The sequence below is a fragment of the Ferroglobus sp. genome, assembly GCF_015521575.1.
GTDB lineage: Archaea > Halobacteriota > Archaeoglobi > Archaeoglobales > Archaeoglobaceae > Ferroglobus.
On sequence record NZ_WANY01000033.1, the window covers coordinates 1 to 12,642 of the forward strand.

The window sequence follows — 12,642 nt, forward strand, 5'->3', positions numbered from 1 at the left end:
CTTTGAGTTTCAGATAGAAGAAGACGCCGTCAGCCGGATTGTCTACCGTTAAAATTTCCACCTTCTCCCTCTCATCCCTAAGCTCGATAGCTTTTTCGAAGAGCCAGTTCATCAGCTCTCTCCTTATTTTGTTGCTTATGTCTATTTCAAAATCCGCCCTACCGGAAGGAACGAGGTGATACAGGCAAAATCTCGGAATTTCGTACTCAACGGCAAGATCCAAAAGCTTCGGCACCTCTTCGTAATTGAACTTCGTAACGGTAAATCTTATTCCAGTTAAAATGTTCTCCTCCTTCGCATTGAGCAATCCAGAGAGAGCTTTCTTAAAAGCTCCCTTCAGACCCCTGAATTCATCGTTAACCTCCTCACTTCCATCCAAACTTACTCCAACGTAGTCAACTCCAGCCTCTTTCAGCTTTGCTGCCACATTCTCATCGATGAGTGTTCCGTTTGTTGAAAGAGAGGAGTGAATGCCCTTACTTTTCGCATAAGAGATAAGCTCGTAGATGTCGCTCCTGAGTAAAGGCTCGCCACCACTAAACAGAATAACCGGCACCCTCATAGCTGCGAGGTCATCTATCATTCTCTTGGCTTCCTCCGTCGTAAGTTCTTCTCCGTTGAGGCTTTCGGCAGCGTAACAGTGAACGCAGTTTAAATTGCATTTTGCTGTTGAATTCCACACGACAACCGGAATAGGTTTCTTGCTCGCCTCCGCAAGAGCCTTCGGTATTCTCTCCTTACTTTTATAAGTGAGCTTCTCCGACACCGTCGCCTCTCCAGCTACCATTCTGCTGAGAGCTATCATCTTACCAGCTCCGAGAGCAATACCGTTATATCCTTAACAGCCACATCTCCCCTTTTAAGGTTTCTGTAGCAGAAGGGGCATGCCGAAAGAAGCAGATCTGGGTTAACTCTCTTAACTTCTCTGATCCTCTCCTCCATAACCATCATGGAGAACTCTTTGTAGCCCGCTCTAACCCCTCCACCCCCACCACAGCAGAAACTTTCGTTTTTTATCCTTTCGAGTTCTTTCAGCTTAGCCACCTCTTCTATTAAAGCTCTTGGCTCCTCGTAAATCTTCATGTGTCTTCCAAGGTGGCAGGGGTCGTGGTATGAGATTTCCAAATTTGTTCTTTTGAAATCGAATTTGTGAACGTTTTCGTACAAAAACTCGGTGATGTGCATAATTTCAGCCCCAACACTCCCGAACATTTTCCTGTAATCCTTTCTAATCGTTCTATAACACCCTGGACAGCTCGTCACTATCAGAGATGCTCCAGTTTTTTCAACAGCCTCTCTTATGCTTTCGAAACCCTTTCTTGCAACATCCTCTCCAAGTCCAACCCTTAAAGCCGTTGACCCGCAGCAGTGTTTCGCTTCAACAAAGTAATCGACTTTAAGATAATCAAGAAGTTTTTTCGTAGCTTCGAAAAGCTCATTCTCCTTGTATAAAGCTGTACATCCCGGGTAGTATATGATTTCGACCTTTCTATACTCCTGTATTATCGGCTCTCCTCTATAGGGATTTCCATACCCTTTTATTACCTCGTAAAGCTCCATGTGCTTTTTTACAAAGTATCCGGAAGATATAAACTGTCTTCTAACTTTTTCGATCTCCTCCGTGAACTTTACTCCAGAATTACAAATATTCTCGCAATACCCGCAAGTTAAACAGGTGAAAACACTCTTTTTCACCTCCTCATCAAGTTCAAAAAGCTGAGAAAGTACTATCCTTCCCCTTGGAGAGTAGTGCTCCCAGTAAGTGACGTTATAAGTTGGACAGACCGTCAAACAAACTCCGCATCTCGTGCAGTTCACGAAAAAATCTTTTCTGGGTTCATAATATTCCGTTCGTCCAAGCATTCCTTCAACCTCCTAAAATTGATTTTCTCCTTCAAACCTCTACCATGCTCCCCGTAAACGATTCCGGAAATCTTACCTTCCAGAATTTTTTCAAAGTTAAGAGCTTGTTCAAGAGATTCGGCTATCACTGCTGGGTGAAAATTGCACGTGTCAAGGTGAGAGTAGAGAAAAACCTCCACTCCAACCTCTTTTTCGACATCTCTAACAATCTTTTCAAATTCTACGGCTTTGGAGAAAGGAACGACGTAGTCGTCGGCTAAGTAAAACCGCTTCCTGCTCCCGACACTCAACGATCCAATAGAACTCCTTACCCTCCAAAAGTTTTCTTCGTCTCTTCCCCTCAACTCGTCGAACTCTCTCAAAACCTCTTCAAGCTTTTTGTTTTCCGAAAAGTCCTCTACAGCTATGATGTGCCCGTTATATCCAAGCCTTTCGGCAACTTTTTCATCCGCATATTCTACGCATTCAGGAAGAAATTTGATCAGCTTCTTTGCGACTTCAAAAGCCTCTTTAAAACTCTCAAATTCGGAAATTAGTGTTCTTCTATTTTCCGGAAGAGGTAGTAGCCTTAAAGCAACTTTAGTTATAATGCCAAGAGTTCCCTCGCTTCCGACGAAGATGTTATTCGGAAAAGGAGGAGATTTGTGCGTGTAGTAAAAGCTGCTGAATATTTTTCCATCGGGTAAAACCACCTCGATTCCGGCGAGATAATTGGAAATTGCCCCGTATTTCAAAGCTCTTTTTCCGCTCCCTCCAACAGCCACAAATCCCCCAATAGTGGCTACCTCGGCACTCCCCGGCTCTGGTGGAAGAAAGAGTCCTTTTTTCGCAGCTTCTTTTTTTATTTTCCCTATCACCGCCCCGCTTTCCGCCACGCAAATTAAGTCTTCCTCGTTAACTTCGACGTCATTCATTTTTTTCATGTCGATTACAATTCCCTCGAAGGGTACAACTCCCCCCTTAGTTCCAGTTCCGGCTCCGCGAGGGTAAATCTTGACTTTATACTCGTTGGCAACCTTAATTATCTCCGAGACCTCTTCTACTGTTTCCGGTCGAACTACAGCCAAAGCGTTCCCGAAAAAAGGGGAAGCATCGACGGAATAGATGGAAAGAGCTGAAGAGCCATAAAGCACATCGTTTTCGCCGACAATATTAACGAGTTCGTCGATTAACTTATCCACAAATAGTCATGAAACTTAGAAAATTATAAGTTTTTCGCCTATTTTATAATAATTAATAATGTTTTATTTCCTTAAGTTTTATTAGAGGATAATCTCAATTCCGAGCTTTTCTGCAAGTTCTTTATACCTGTTTCTAATCGTCACCTCGGTAACTCCGGCTACTTCAGCCACTTCTCTCTGAGTCCTCCTCTCTCCTGTGAGAATGGAAGCTATGTAAATTGCTGCTGCCGCCACACCAGTTGGGCCTCTTCCAGACGTGAGCTCTTTTTCTTCAGCCTTCTTTATTATCTCTATAGCCTTCTTCTGTACCTCTCCGCTCAAGCCGAGCGCGGCGCAAAATCTTGGAACGTAATCTGCCGGAGATGTCGGAAGCAATTTTAATCCGAGTTCCCTTGCTATGAATCTGTAAGTTCTTCCGATCTCCTTTCTGTCCACTCTCGAATAAGTTGCTATTTCATCAAGAGTTCTCGGCACTCCCGCTTGTCTGCAGGCAGCATACAAAGCGGCTGCCACGACTCCTTCAATACTCCTACCTCTTATCAAGTTCTTCTCCACGGCTTTTCTGTAAATCACTGCAGCGGTTTCTCTAACAGATTTCGGCAATCCAAGAGCGGAAGCCATTCTGTCGAGTTCGCTTAATGCGAAAGCCAAGTTCCTTTCGGTAGCGTTGCTTATCCTAATTCTTCTCTGCCACTTTCTCAGTCTGAAGAGCTGCGCTCTGTTCCTCACTGAAATCGCTTTTCCGTAGTAGTCCTTGTTGCTCCAGTCGATTATCGTCGATAGTCCCTTGTCATGGATGGTGTAGGTTATTGGAGCACCCACTCTGCTCCTCTTCTCCCTCTGCTCGCTGTCGAAAGCCCTCCATTCAGGACCTGAATCTATGTAGGTGTCTTCTATAACCAAACCACAGTCCTGACAGATGAATTCGCCCCTCTTAAAATCCCTAATGAGCCTGGGGCTTCCGCATTCAGGGCAAACTTCAACGGTTTCTTCCCTTTCTACCTCCTTCTCCCTTTCTACCTCCTTTCTTTCTACCTCCTTTTCCCTTACCTTTTCCACCTCTACCATCTTCGATCACCACAAAAAGTTCTGATCCAGATAATTCCGGATTTTTATCCTTAGGTCTGACAACAACATAGGGTTGGCTAACCGGCCCAATAACGTCGTACACATAACCGATTTTTTTCAAACGCTTATCAACGACATCTGCACCAATTTTCGGGATGTATTCAGCCTTAACAATTATATTGCCAGTTTTAGATATTTTAGCAACAATACCAATCCTTTTCAACACAACTGACTTAGGCTGTAAAAGTATTTAAAGATTTCGCAACATATTTATTTGAGTTTTTATTTTAGTATTTAAAGGTTTTTCTTGAGTCAGTACTTCACAAGGTAACACAGCCATTGTATTCGGTAATAATGAGTGCAACTAAGTACAAAATGACAAGATTGTTGATCAATGTTACTATTCGTTTGGTGAAATGTTAAATCTCGTTTGTTTTGTGCAGTACGTTAAGCTTCGTTTGGCTTAGAAAAGTATTTGAAAGTTAAGAACTATTCGAAGGCCTGGGAAAGGTAATAGAGGCAATATACGAGAAGGGAGTTTTTAAACCTCTCCAGAAAGTTGACTTAAAGGATGGGGAAAGGGTAAGGATAGAGATTAAAGAGGGTTTAGCAGATATCATAGAGAAGTATAGCAGAAAAGTGGACACGGATGTCTTAAAAGAATTCTTAGAAGAGAGAAGATGACGGTAGTACTTGATACCTCTTTTTTCATAGACGGAATTTTTAGATATGATGAATACAGATACGAAATTGCAAAAGAAACGTTTAGGGTCATTCAAAGCAAGTTTTTGGATGCGATTGTACCGGAAGTCTTTAAGATTGAATTGATTGGTCAGTTAGTTAGAAGAATTGAAAAAGAGGATGCCCTCAAAATATACAACGAAATAATCGAAAAGGTCATAATAATTCCAATTGAAAAAATAAGAGAATTAGCATTTTCAGTAGCTCACGATACTGGATGTAGAGCAATCGATGCATACTTCATAGCAACGGCTAAATTTACCAACTCTATCATCATAACGAACGATAAAACAATGGCAGCGAATGCTAAAAAATACGGTGTCGAAGCCTATTATCTAATTGAGGAGTTTGATAGTGCTATAAAAAGGTTAAAAGATTCGAAATTAAACCGTTAACACAAAAACACAAAATAGAATTTAACATCAGCCCAACTGTTAGAAACCAAACACAGCTTAACTATGTACCTCTTATTTTATTTTGCTAATATTATTAATTTGAATTATGCTAATTCATCATCACCTTGTGAAGTACTGTGGGTCCAACATTACTCCAACTTTACCGCAGCCATACTTCTCAAGGAGTTCCGAAAGAGCGTGATAAAAAACTTAACCCGCAACCACGAGCGTCATGAGCGATAAAACCGGATAATCATTCCAGCCAAATAGAGAGCCGAGGACAGGTAGAACAAAAGCAAATGCAAATCACCCTTGAAGAGGGCGAAGTCAAGAATAAATAGAGAAACTCCAGAATGAATCAGCGTGCTTGAGAGATTCTTCTTCAAGTAGGCTGTTAGGAGAGCTATGGCGACAATCGAAGAAAAAGCCAGAGCTAAGCGATAGTCAAGTCCCGCAAATAGGATGGCTGTCCCGGCAATAATTAAGCTGCTTGACAAAACGTTTTCCCTAATCTTTCTGAGGGTGCAGATCGGAATTAGAATTATTGCTGTGAACACTATCGGCGACGCTATTCGGTTCATCATATCGACGTAATTCCGATATTCTCTCCTTTTCCAATCTTCCGAGTAGTTGAGGGAGTAATAAATTATGGCGGAGAAGGCTACAGCCGAGAAGATTAAAAAGATGGCTATCGTCAGCTTCATAAGGTTATCCATAAGCGTGCACCCCCGGAAGCAAGTACGTTGCTAAATAGGTGGCTATGAGGGAGAAAAATCCAGCTACGTTAATTTCCCGATGATACTTTCCGATTATCCTCGCATGGAGGTATGCTGTGTAAATCACCCAAAGCATTATCGACATCGCTATCTTCGGATCCCACCACCAGTCCTCACCCCAGGCTTCAACCGCCCAAGGATATCCGAAAATCAATCCGAGAGTTAAAAAGAGGTAACCGCTCTTCGCAAAATCGTACTCGTTTTTATTGGCTAAGGAGAGAGAAAAAGAGTGGAGGAAGAAAGCGTAGGAAATGAAAAGCAGAGGGGGATGAATCCACATGTAGGGAGAGTTGTAGAAGAAAGTTGCTCTTGCAATGTAATATCTAATGTAAGCCGGATTGAACACTTCAAGTTCTCTTCTCAGATTCGGCAGAGGATCGGAAGGGTTCTGAAAAACAATCACGAAAATTAACATCACAAGTAAAACGATCTTCGAAACACTCTTTCCTTCTCTAACCTTCAAAAGAAGGACAGCCGAAAGGAAAAACCAGAAGAACAGCTTTTCGTTTTCTATCCAGAAAGGAGGGTAAAACCTTACCACATAATCTCCAAAAGCCACGAAAGTTTCCCGCCAGTAAAGGATTTGCACGAAAACAAGGTAGAGGAAAGATATCACTACGGAAGCCACAAATACCTTCTCATATCTTTCCCGAAAAATCGAGAGAAGAAGGAGAAACAAAGACAGTATGAGGAAGTAATTCAGAAAGGTGAAAAGCTCGTAGGTCATGATTCTCCCATCAGCAGCTTTTCGTAAAGCTCCTGCGTGATTATCTCATGGGCTTCAAATCCCGCTTCGTCGACATCCATTCCCATCGCTATAGCTAAAAGCTGAGCGTAGTGAATTGCCGGAATCCTGAAGACTTTTCCTTCCTTTTCAAGCTCCTTCTGCCCCGTGTCGAACTGAAAGAGGCAAAGGGGACATATAACCACGATGGCATCCACCTCCGCTTCTTTCAAACCCTCAAGCTTCATTTCCAAAAGCTCTCTTGCCACTTCCGTTGCAGCAGCCCTTACTCCCCCACCTCCACCGCAGCACATGTTTTTCGTTCTGTAATTCACGCTTTCGGCACCTATCGCTTTAATCAGCTCGTCAAGAATTTTCGGTCTTTCAGCCGAATCAACTCCTTTCTTTTCAGCTGGTCTGAAGAAGTGGCAGCCGTAGTGGGCAGCTAACCTTAAATTAAGCTTCTTAGAAACTTTCTTCCTTATCTCTTCAATTCCCACATCCCTGTAAAGGAATTCGGCGAAGTGCCTCACGTCCTTCCCAATCTCGCTTCCGACCTCAAGAAGTGTCGTGAAGCAGCCATTGCAGGCGGTCATTATTGTTTCGTCGCTTAAGTTCAAATTTCTTTCAGCTATTTCCCTCCACATCTCTTCGCTTACCGATTTTGTAATTGAAGGGGCTGGACAGCATGAAGAACCTTCGAGCGGAGAAATTTCAATGCCAAGAACGCTAAAAATGTAGTAGATGCTTTTCTCGATCCCCGGATACCTGTTGTGAATCATGCAGCCGGGGAAGAACTTCATCTCACAACACTCCCAGCGTGCTTTTCAACAATTCTTCTAACCTCTTCCTTAGCCTTTTCATCGAATTGCGCGTGATATATCGGCAATCCGAGCTTTCTCCTTAACTCTACGTGTTCTTCTCTCGCCGGAACCAAAGCTGCATGATTCATCAAAAACGTGAAAGCATAACCCAACCTTCCGGGCAAACCTTTATTTCTCACTAGAGTTCTTCTCGCTTCGATTAATGTGTCAGTGATTTCTATTCCCCGAGGGCATCTTTCCTGACAAGCGTAACATGTTACGCAGAACCAGATCTCATCCCTCTCTTCAACTTTTTTCCCCGAAGAGATGAATTCGGCAATTATTCTTCTTGTGTTCAAAGCTGTTATCCTTCCAGATGGACAGCTTGCTATGCATGTCCCGCACTGAATGCACGAGTTCAAACTCATCCTTCCCAATTTTCTCAGCCCACTATTAAACTGTATCGAGAAAGTGTTAAATAAACTCAAACATCAACGTAATAATTCGGATGAAGTGTGCGGTCTGCGGAAGGGATAGCAAGTATTCAATATGCGGAAGATGCTTAGCAAAGAGGGAGAGGATAATAAGCTATCCAGAAGTAGTGGAGATTATTCTCTGCCCGAGGTGTGGCAGATTCAAATTCTCCGGTAGCTGGAAAGAGTTGAGTTTTGATGACGCTTTGGATAAAGCTATAGAGAGCTCCTTCTTCGTCCATCCAGAACTGGAGGTAAAGGAGTTCGATTTGAGCGGTGACGGTCACTTTTACAGCTTTAAGATTAAAGGCGTTTTGAGAGGAGATTACGTGGAGGAAGAGGGATTCTTTAAAGTTAGAGTTAAAAGAGAGGGCTGTCAGAAATGCAGCAGAGAGGCTGGAGGATATTACGAAGCCATAATTCAGCTCAGAGCGAAAAATAGAAAGATCCTCGATGAGGAGGTTGAAAGAGTCGCAAAGATCGTTGAAGAGGAGATAGAGTCTTCGGGAAGCGAGAAAAGCTTTTTAACTAAGATAGTCGAAAGAAGGGAGGGAATAGACTTCTACATAGGAGACTCGAAAGTCGCTAAGAAGATCGCTAAGAGAGTCGTGAAGGAGTTCGGAGCTGAATTCAAGGAGAGTGCAAAAATTGCTGGAAGGAAGGACGGTGTTGACTTCTACAGGATGACGTATCTTGTGAGATTGCCCGAGCATTTCCCCGGAGATGTCGTTGTTGCTAAGGGGAGAATAGCCGTTGCTAAGGTTAACAAAGCCTACGATTTGCTAACAGGAAACACAATACCTCTCGAAGAAGCAAAGGTCATTGTTAGGAGGGAAGAATTGAAGAGCGGCTACGTCATCAACAAGGACGATTCCGCCTTAGAGATATTTTCCGAAGACAGAGTTTATATCGCCGAAAAACCTGAATACAACGTAAACGTCGGTGAAGAGGTTTTTCTCGCCGTAATCGAGGATAAGGCTTACGCCATCCCAAAGTGGATGATAGAATGAAAGTGGTAAAAGTTCCCAAAATTAAAGCCGAAGAAGTTAGAAGATTTGCTGAAAAAATAGGAGCTAAGGACAAAAGGAGGCTCATAGCCTTCGATGGCAGTTTCGTTTACATACCAATTTACGACGGTTTCGAAAGGCATTTTTCCGAGTTTGAAGTAATCGAAGACGAAAATCCCGTTTTTGCCAAGAAATACGACATAAAGAGGTTAGCCAGAGAAAAGTTCTCAGAAAACGTTTCGAAAGGTATCGTTTCCTTTAAAGTTCTTGGAAGCTTGGCAATAGTAAAACTGGAGGGCAAAGCGAGGGAATTTGGAGAGAAGATTGGCGAATTAATTCTTGAAACTTTTCCAAGGCTGAAAGCTGTTTGGTGCGACGAGGGGAGGGAAGGTATGGAGCGTAAGCCAAAAATGACTCTCTTGGCTGGGAAAGGTAGCGTCACCGTACACAAAGAGCACGATTGCCTTTTCAAGGTTGATGTCACAAAGGTCATGTACAGCCTCGGAAATCAGTACGAAAAGCTTAGAGTGGCGAATCTCGTAAAAGAGGGGGAAATTGTTCTCGACATGTTTGCCGGAATCGGCTATTTTACAATTCCCATAGCGAACCACTCGAAAGCTGAAAAAATCTACGCCTTCGAAATAAACTTCGACGCTTACAAACTCCTCCTTGAAAACTTGAAGCTGAACAAAATAAGGAACGTCATTGCCGTAAACATGGATTCTCGTTTCACACCAGAAAGCTTTGCAGACAGGGTAGTCATGGGTCACATATTTGCCGAAGATTTTATTGAGGTGGCTGTAAGAGCTTTGAACGGCGAAGGATACATTCACTATCACGAAAGCGTTCCAGAAAAAATAATAGAGAGACCGATAAAGAGAATTGAAGCGGTTTGCAAAAAGTTAAATAGAGAGGTTAAAATTTTGGGAATGAGGAAAGTCAAGAATTACTCTCCCGGAGTCGTTCACGTTGTAGTCGATGCATATGTCCGCTGATCTTGCGATAAGCTTGAACGACAAAAGGTTGAAAATTTACGAACTTTTAAAAAAAGGGTACAGCGGAGAAAAAATTGCCAAAACCCTCGGAATAAGTAGAAGCGCCGTCTGGAAATTCGTCGAAAAATTGAGAAGTCTCGGCTACGAGATAGACAGAAACTACAATATCCTTTCAATTCCAGATCCTTCCCCCTTAGATGCCGCCCTATGCTCAAAGAAACTCGGAGTCGAGAGGTTTTTATACTTTGAAGAGGTTGATTCAACGAACAACGTCGCTAAGAAGGAGGAAAGAAGCTGCGTTCTTGCCAAAAGGCAAAGCGCCGGAAGAGGTAGGCTCGGAAGGAAATGGGAAAGCAAAGAAGGGGGACTCTACTTTTCCTTCGAATTTCCCAGAAAGGTTCCAGCTGTTAAAGCCCACAGAGTTACCATTCTAATCGGATTGGTCGTCGCCAAAACTTTGGAGAATTTTAAAGCGAAAATAAAGTGGCCCAACGACGTTTTGATAGAGGGAAAAAAAGTATCTGGAATTTTATGCGAACTCGTCGGAGAAGAGCTCTCCTCAAGGGTGATCGTAGGTGTCGGAATAAACGTTAAGAACGAGCTTCCCGAGGAGTTAAAAGATAAGGCGACGACGTTAAAGACTTACAATGTGAGCGTAACAGACGTTTTTTGTTCTTTCGCAAACACGTTCTCCGAGATCGTGAATCTTGAGTGGAATAGAATTCTCGAAGAGTGGAAGCGGATGCTTGATACGATAGGGAAAGAAGTTGAAGTCAGAGTTGGTGGCGAAATTTACAGAGGTGTTGCTCTGAATGTGGATGATGAGGGGGCGCTAATCCTTAAGTGCGGGGATAAAATTGAGAGAATCTTCAGCGGAGAGTGCTTTTACATGTGATAACTTTAAATAGTATTTCGTGAAGAGTGTTATTCGGTGAGTGTCATGGGCCTTATCGACAAGATATTCGGCGGGAAACAGGAAGCCGTGAGCGTCGAGGAATACGAAGAGCTCGATCTGAGTGAATACGAAGCTGAACTTACGGAAGGAGAAACGTACATAAGGGTTGTCGAAGTTACCGGCTTAAATGATGTTCCGGAAATAAGAAGACAGGTTTACGACGGAAACATAGTTATAGCGGAGATCACCTTTATAAAGCACGATAAATTAACCCTCGACAGGATAATAAAAGATCTGAGACAGCTTGCCGAAGATGTGGGGGGAGACATAGTAGGGTTGGGAGAGGATTACATTATCGTAACACCCCTTGGAATTAAAATCGACAGAAACAAGATTAAGGGAATTCGCTCATGAAGTGTCCGAAGTGCGGAAAAGATCTAAACCTACTAACGGCTTTTTACGATACGCCATATGCTGGAAGAATTTTGATTACCACGATTTCCTGCAACTGTGGTTTTAAGCATTCGGATGTCTTCATAGGAGAGTTCAAAGATCCCGTAAGGTTTACTCTGAAAGTCGACAAGAACAACCTCTTTGCCAAAGTCGTTAGATCGGCTTCAGGCACGATCAGAATTCCTGAGCTCGGCTTGGCTATGGAGCCTGGACCAGCAAGTCAAGGATTTATAACGAACGTTGAAGGGGTTCTGATGAGGTTCGAAGATGTTGTTGAAATGGCCAAAAGATGGAACAGCGATGACGAAGAGAAGGTGAGGATTTGCGAAGAAATATTGGCAAAACTTAAAGCTGTGAGGGAAGGAGAAGATTCCGTCACCTTGATAGTGGAGGACCCCTTTGGAAATAGTACAATAATAAGCGATGAAGTTTTTATGGAAAAACTGAGTCAAGAGGAGGCATCCAAATTAAAAACCGGTTTAACGATTGTAGACATCGTTGGGGAAGAGGAGTTAATGAATTTGAATGAGAACGTAGAGGAATAAAAGCAATCACAGACAGGACCCTCACGTACTTTAGGAGATATAAGACTTTTGAGAAAAACAAATTTTTTAAAAGCTGTGATATGGGCTTCAAAATCTCCTGCAAAAATCATAAACCGCTTCGTAACTGATGCTGTCAGATATCAAATTCAATTCTTTATGTTCTTCTTCCTTTTAACATTAATCCACCAATGAGTGCAATCACACCTACAAGCACTTCAAATCCAGGAATTTTGTTAGTATTGATTTTTAATTCGATACTGTCCTCAGATTTTATCCCTTCTGCCTCGACAATAATCTTAGCTTCATATGTCAAAGGTGGGAGATACACTGGTAAAGTGAAGCTAAACTCCTTTTCGATTGGCGGATTTACAAGAGTTATTTCCGGAAGTTGAAATCCTTTTTTAAATCCGGCAGCTGAAAGAACTATCGTCACGTTTGCTTTGCCTTTCCAATTTTTAGGCTCCCAATCAATTTTCAGTCTAAGATTTATTGTATCTCCCGGACTTGCAGTCACACTATCCGGAGAGATGCTTACAGTGAGATTTTGCAAAGTTATTTCCTGCGTAGCTGCATTTTTGGACATAAAGTTTGGCGCACTGTTAACGTTAGTAGCAACGACTGGTTGTGATACTATAAAAAACATAAAATTCAATATAATTCCAATGATAAACAGAGATCGGGACATAAATCTATTTTAACAAATAAGACATATTTAAAGATTAC

General features: G+C 42.5%; 17 protein-coding genes. 7 read left to right on the plus strand and 10 right to left on the minus strand.

Going from position 1 to position 12,642, the window contains the following annotated elements:
* From F7C14_RS01230 to F7C14_RS01250, 5 genes are all read right to left on the minus strand, one after another.
* Nucleotides 1-805 (minus strand): radical SAM protein (locus F7C14_RS01230; RefSeq protein ID WP_290898985.1); only part of this gene is annotated, 805 nt, incomplete at its 3' end.
* On the minus strand, nucleotides 802-1,818 hold the full coding sequence (locus F7C14_RS01235; protein WP_290898988.1) for a (Fe-S)-binding protein: 1,017 nt from the start codon (nucleotides 1,816-1,818) through the stop codon (nucleotides 802-804). The genes F7C14_RS01235 and F7C14_RS01230, both read right to left, overlap by 4 nt.
* A complete protein-coding gene (locus F7C14_RS01240; RefSeq protein ID WP_290898991.1) occupies nucleotides 1,815-3,044 on the minus strand; it encodes an FAD-binding oxidoreductase in 1,230 nt (409 codons plus the stop codon). The genes F7C14_RS01235 and F7C14_RS01240 overlap by 4 nt, the downstream gene beginning before the upstream one ends.
* An 81-nt stretch (nucleotides 3,045-3,125) precedes the next feature.
* Nucleotides 3,126-4,112, minus strand: coding sequence for a transcription initiation factor IIB (locus F7C14_RS01245; protein WP_012965883.1), 987 nt, complete (start codon nucleotides 4,110-4,112; stop codon nucleotides 3,126-3,128).
* Nucleotides 4,024-4,335 carry an H/ACA ribonucleoprotein complex subunit GAR1 gene (locus F7C14_RS01250; protein ID WP_290898997.1) on the minus strand — a complete coding sequence of 104 codons (312 nt, stop codon included), beginning with the start codon at nucleotides 4,333-4,335 and terminating at the stop codon, nucleotides 4,024-4,026. The genes F7C14_RS01245 and F7C14_RS01250 overlap by 89 nt, the downstream gene beginning before the upstream one ends.
* Before the next feature lie 278 nt (nucleotides 4,336-4,613).
* On the opposite strand from F7C14_RS01250, the gene F7C14_RS01255 reads away from it, so the two are divergent.
* Complete coding sequence (locus tag F7C14_RS01255) at nucleotides 4,614-4,796, plus strand: antitoxin family protein (RefSeq protein ID WP_290899031.1); 183 nt, start codon at nucleotides 4,614-4,616, stop codon at nucleotides 4,794-4,796.
* Complete coding sequence (locus tag F7C14_RS01260; RefSeq protein ID WP_290899001.1) at nucleotides 4,793-5,248, plus strand: type II toxin-antitoxin system VapC family toxin; 456 nt, start codon at nucleotides 4,793-4,795, stop codon at nucleotides 5,246-5,248. The genes F7C14_RS01255 and F7C14_RS01260 overlap by 4 nt, the downstream gene beginning before the upstream one ends.
* A gap of 230 nt (nucleotides 5,249-5,478) precedes the next feature.
* Here F7C14_RS01260 and F7C14_RS01265 read toward each other — a convergent pair whose 3' ends face one another.
* The 4 genes from F7C14_RS01265 to F7C14_RS01280 form a co-directional block, all read right to left on the minus strand.
* Complete coding sequence (locus F7C14_RS01265) at nucleotides 5,479-5,964, minus strand: hypothetical protein (RefSeq protein WP_290899004.1); 486 nt, start codon at nucleotides 5,962-5,964, stop codon at nucleotides 5,479-5,481.
* Nucleotides 5,957-6,652: a cytochrome c biogenesis protein CcsA gene (gene ccsA / locus F7C14_RS01270; RefSeq protein ID WP_290899008.1), complete on the minus strand. Its 696-nt coding sequence runs from the start codon at nucleotides 6,650-6,652 to the stop codon at nucleotides 5,957-5,959. The genes F7C14_RS01265 and ccsA overlap by 8 nt, the downstream gene beginning before the upstream one ends.
* 95 nt (nucleotides 6,653-6,747) lie before the next feature.
* Complete coding sequence (locus tag F7C14_RS01275; protein WP_290899012.1) at nucleotides 6,748-7,551, minus strand: heterodisulfide reductase-related iron-sulfur binding cluster; 804 nt, start codon at nucleotides 7,549-7,551, stop codon at nucleotides 6,748-6,750.
* A complete protein-coding gene (locus tag F7C14_RS01280) occupies nucleotides 7,548-7,979 on the minus strand; it encodes a 4Fe-4S dicluster domain-containing protein (RefSeq protein WP_290899015.1) in 432 nt (143 codons plus the stop codon). The genes F7C14_RS01275 and F7C14_RS01280 overlap by 4 nt, the downstream gene beginning before the upstream one ends.
* A gap of 80 nt (nucleotides 7,980-8,059) precedes the next feature.
* Between F7C14_RS01280 and F7C14_RS01285 the strand changes: the two genes are divergently transcribed.
* From F7C14_RS01285 to F7C14_RS01305, 5 genes are read left to right on the plus strand one after another with little or no spacing between them, the layout of a single operon-like run.
* Nucleotides 8,060-9,034 (plus strand): 60S ribosomal export protein NMD3, encoded by a 975-nt coding sequence (locus tag F7C14_RS01285; RefSeq protein ID WP_290899018.1) that lies wholly within the window; start codon nucleotides 8,060-8,062, stop codon nucleotides 9,032-9,034.
* Nucleotides 9,031-10,026: a class I SAM-dependent methyltransferase family protein gene (locus F7C14_RS01290; protein WP_290899021.1), complete on the plus strand. Its 996-nt coding sequence runs from the start codon at nucleotides 9,031-9,033 to the stop codon at nucleotides 10,024-10,026. The genes F7C14_RS01285 and F7C14_RS01290 overlap by 4 nt, the downstream gene beginning before the upstream one ends.
* A complete protein-coding gene (locus tag F7C14_RS01295; protein WP_290899023.1) occupies nucleotides 10,016-10,921 on the plus strand; it encodes a biotin--[acetyl-CoA-carboxylase] ligase in 906 nt (301 codons plus the stop codon). The genes F7C14_RS01290 and F7C14_RS01295 overlap by 11 nt, the downstream gene beginning before the upstream one ends.
* Before the next feature lie 45 nt (nucleotides 10,922-10,966).
* Nucleotides 10,967-11,335, plus strand: a complete 369-nt coding sequence (sepF, locus tag F7C14_RS01300) for a cell division protein SepF (protein WP_290899034.1) — start codon at nucleotides 10,967-10,969, stop codon at nucleotides 11,333-11,335.
* On the plus strand, nucleotides 11,332-11,919 hold the full coding sequence (locus F7C14_RS01305) for a ZPR1 zinc finger domain-containing protein (protein WP_290899026.1): 588 nt from the start codon (nucleotides 11,332-11,334) through the stop codon (nucleotides 11,917-11,919). The genes sepF and F7C14_RS01305 overlap by 4 nt, the downstream gene beginning before the upstream one ends.
* A gap of 154 nt (nucleotides 11,920-12,073) precedes the next feature.
* Here F7C14_RS01305 and F7C14_RS01310 read toward each other — a convergent pair whose 3' ends face one another.
* Entirely contained in the window at nucleotides 12,074-12,604 is a 531-nt protein-coding gene (locus tag F7C14_RS01310; RefSeq protein ID WP_290899028.1) for a hypothetical protein, read from the minus strand.
* Between the last annotated feature and the right edge of the window lie 38 nt (nucleotides 12,605-12,642).

Bases quoted from the DNA above. Each gene is read 5' to 3' on its own strand.
- F7C14_RS01245 (WP_012965883.1), bottom strand. From the start codon at position 4,112: ATGGTAGAGGTGGAAAAGGTAAGGGAAAAGGAGGTAGAAAGAAAGGAG.
- F7C14_RS01260 (WP_290899001.1), top strand. From the start codon at position 4,793: ATGACGGTAGTACTTGATACCTCTTTTTTCATAGACGGAATTTTTAGA.
- F7C14_RS01265 (WP_290899004.1), bottom strand. From the start codon at position 5,964: ATGGATAACCTTATGAAGCTGACGATAGCCATCTTTTTAATCTTCTCG.
- F7C14_RS01275 (WP_290899012.1), bottom strand. From the start codon at position 7,551: ATGAAGTTCTTCCCCGGCTGCATGATTCACAACAGGTATCCGGGGATC.
- F7C14_RS01280 (WP_290899015.1), bottom strand. From the start codon at position 7,979: ATGAGTTTGAACTCGTGCATTCAGTGCGGGACATGCATAGCAAGCTGT.
- F7C14_RS01285 (WP_290899018.1), top strand. From the start codon at position 8,060: ATGAAGTGTGCGGTCTGCGGAAGGGATAGCAAGTATTCAATATGCGGA.
- F7C14_RS01290 (WP_290899021.1), top strand. From the start codon at position 9,031: ATGAAAGTGGTAAAAGTTCCCAAAATTAAAGCCGAAGAAGTTAGAAGA.
- F7C14_RS01295 (WP_290899023.1), top strand. From the start codon at position 10,016: ATGTCCGCTGATCTTGCGATAAGCTTGAACGACAAAAGGTTGAAAATT.
- sepF (WP_290899034.1), top strand. From the start codon at position 10,967: ATGGGCCTTATCGACAAGATATTCGGCGGGAAACAGGAAGCCGTGAGC.
- F7C14_RS01305 (WP_290899026.1), top strand. From the start codon at position 11,332: ATGAAGTGTCCGAAGTGCGGAAAAGATCTAAACCTACTAACGGCTTTT.
- F7C14_RS01310 (WP_290899028.1), bottom strand. From the start codon at position 12,604: ATGTCCCGATCTCTGTTTATCATTGGAATTATATTGAATTTTATGTTT.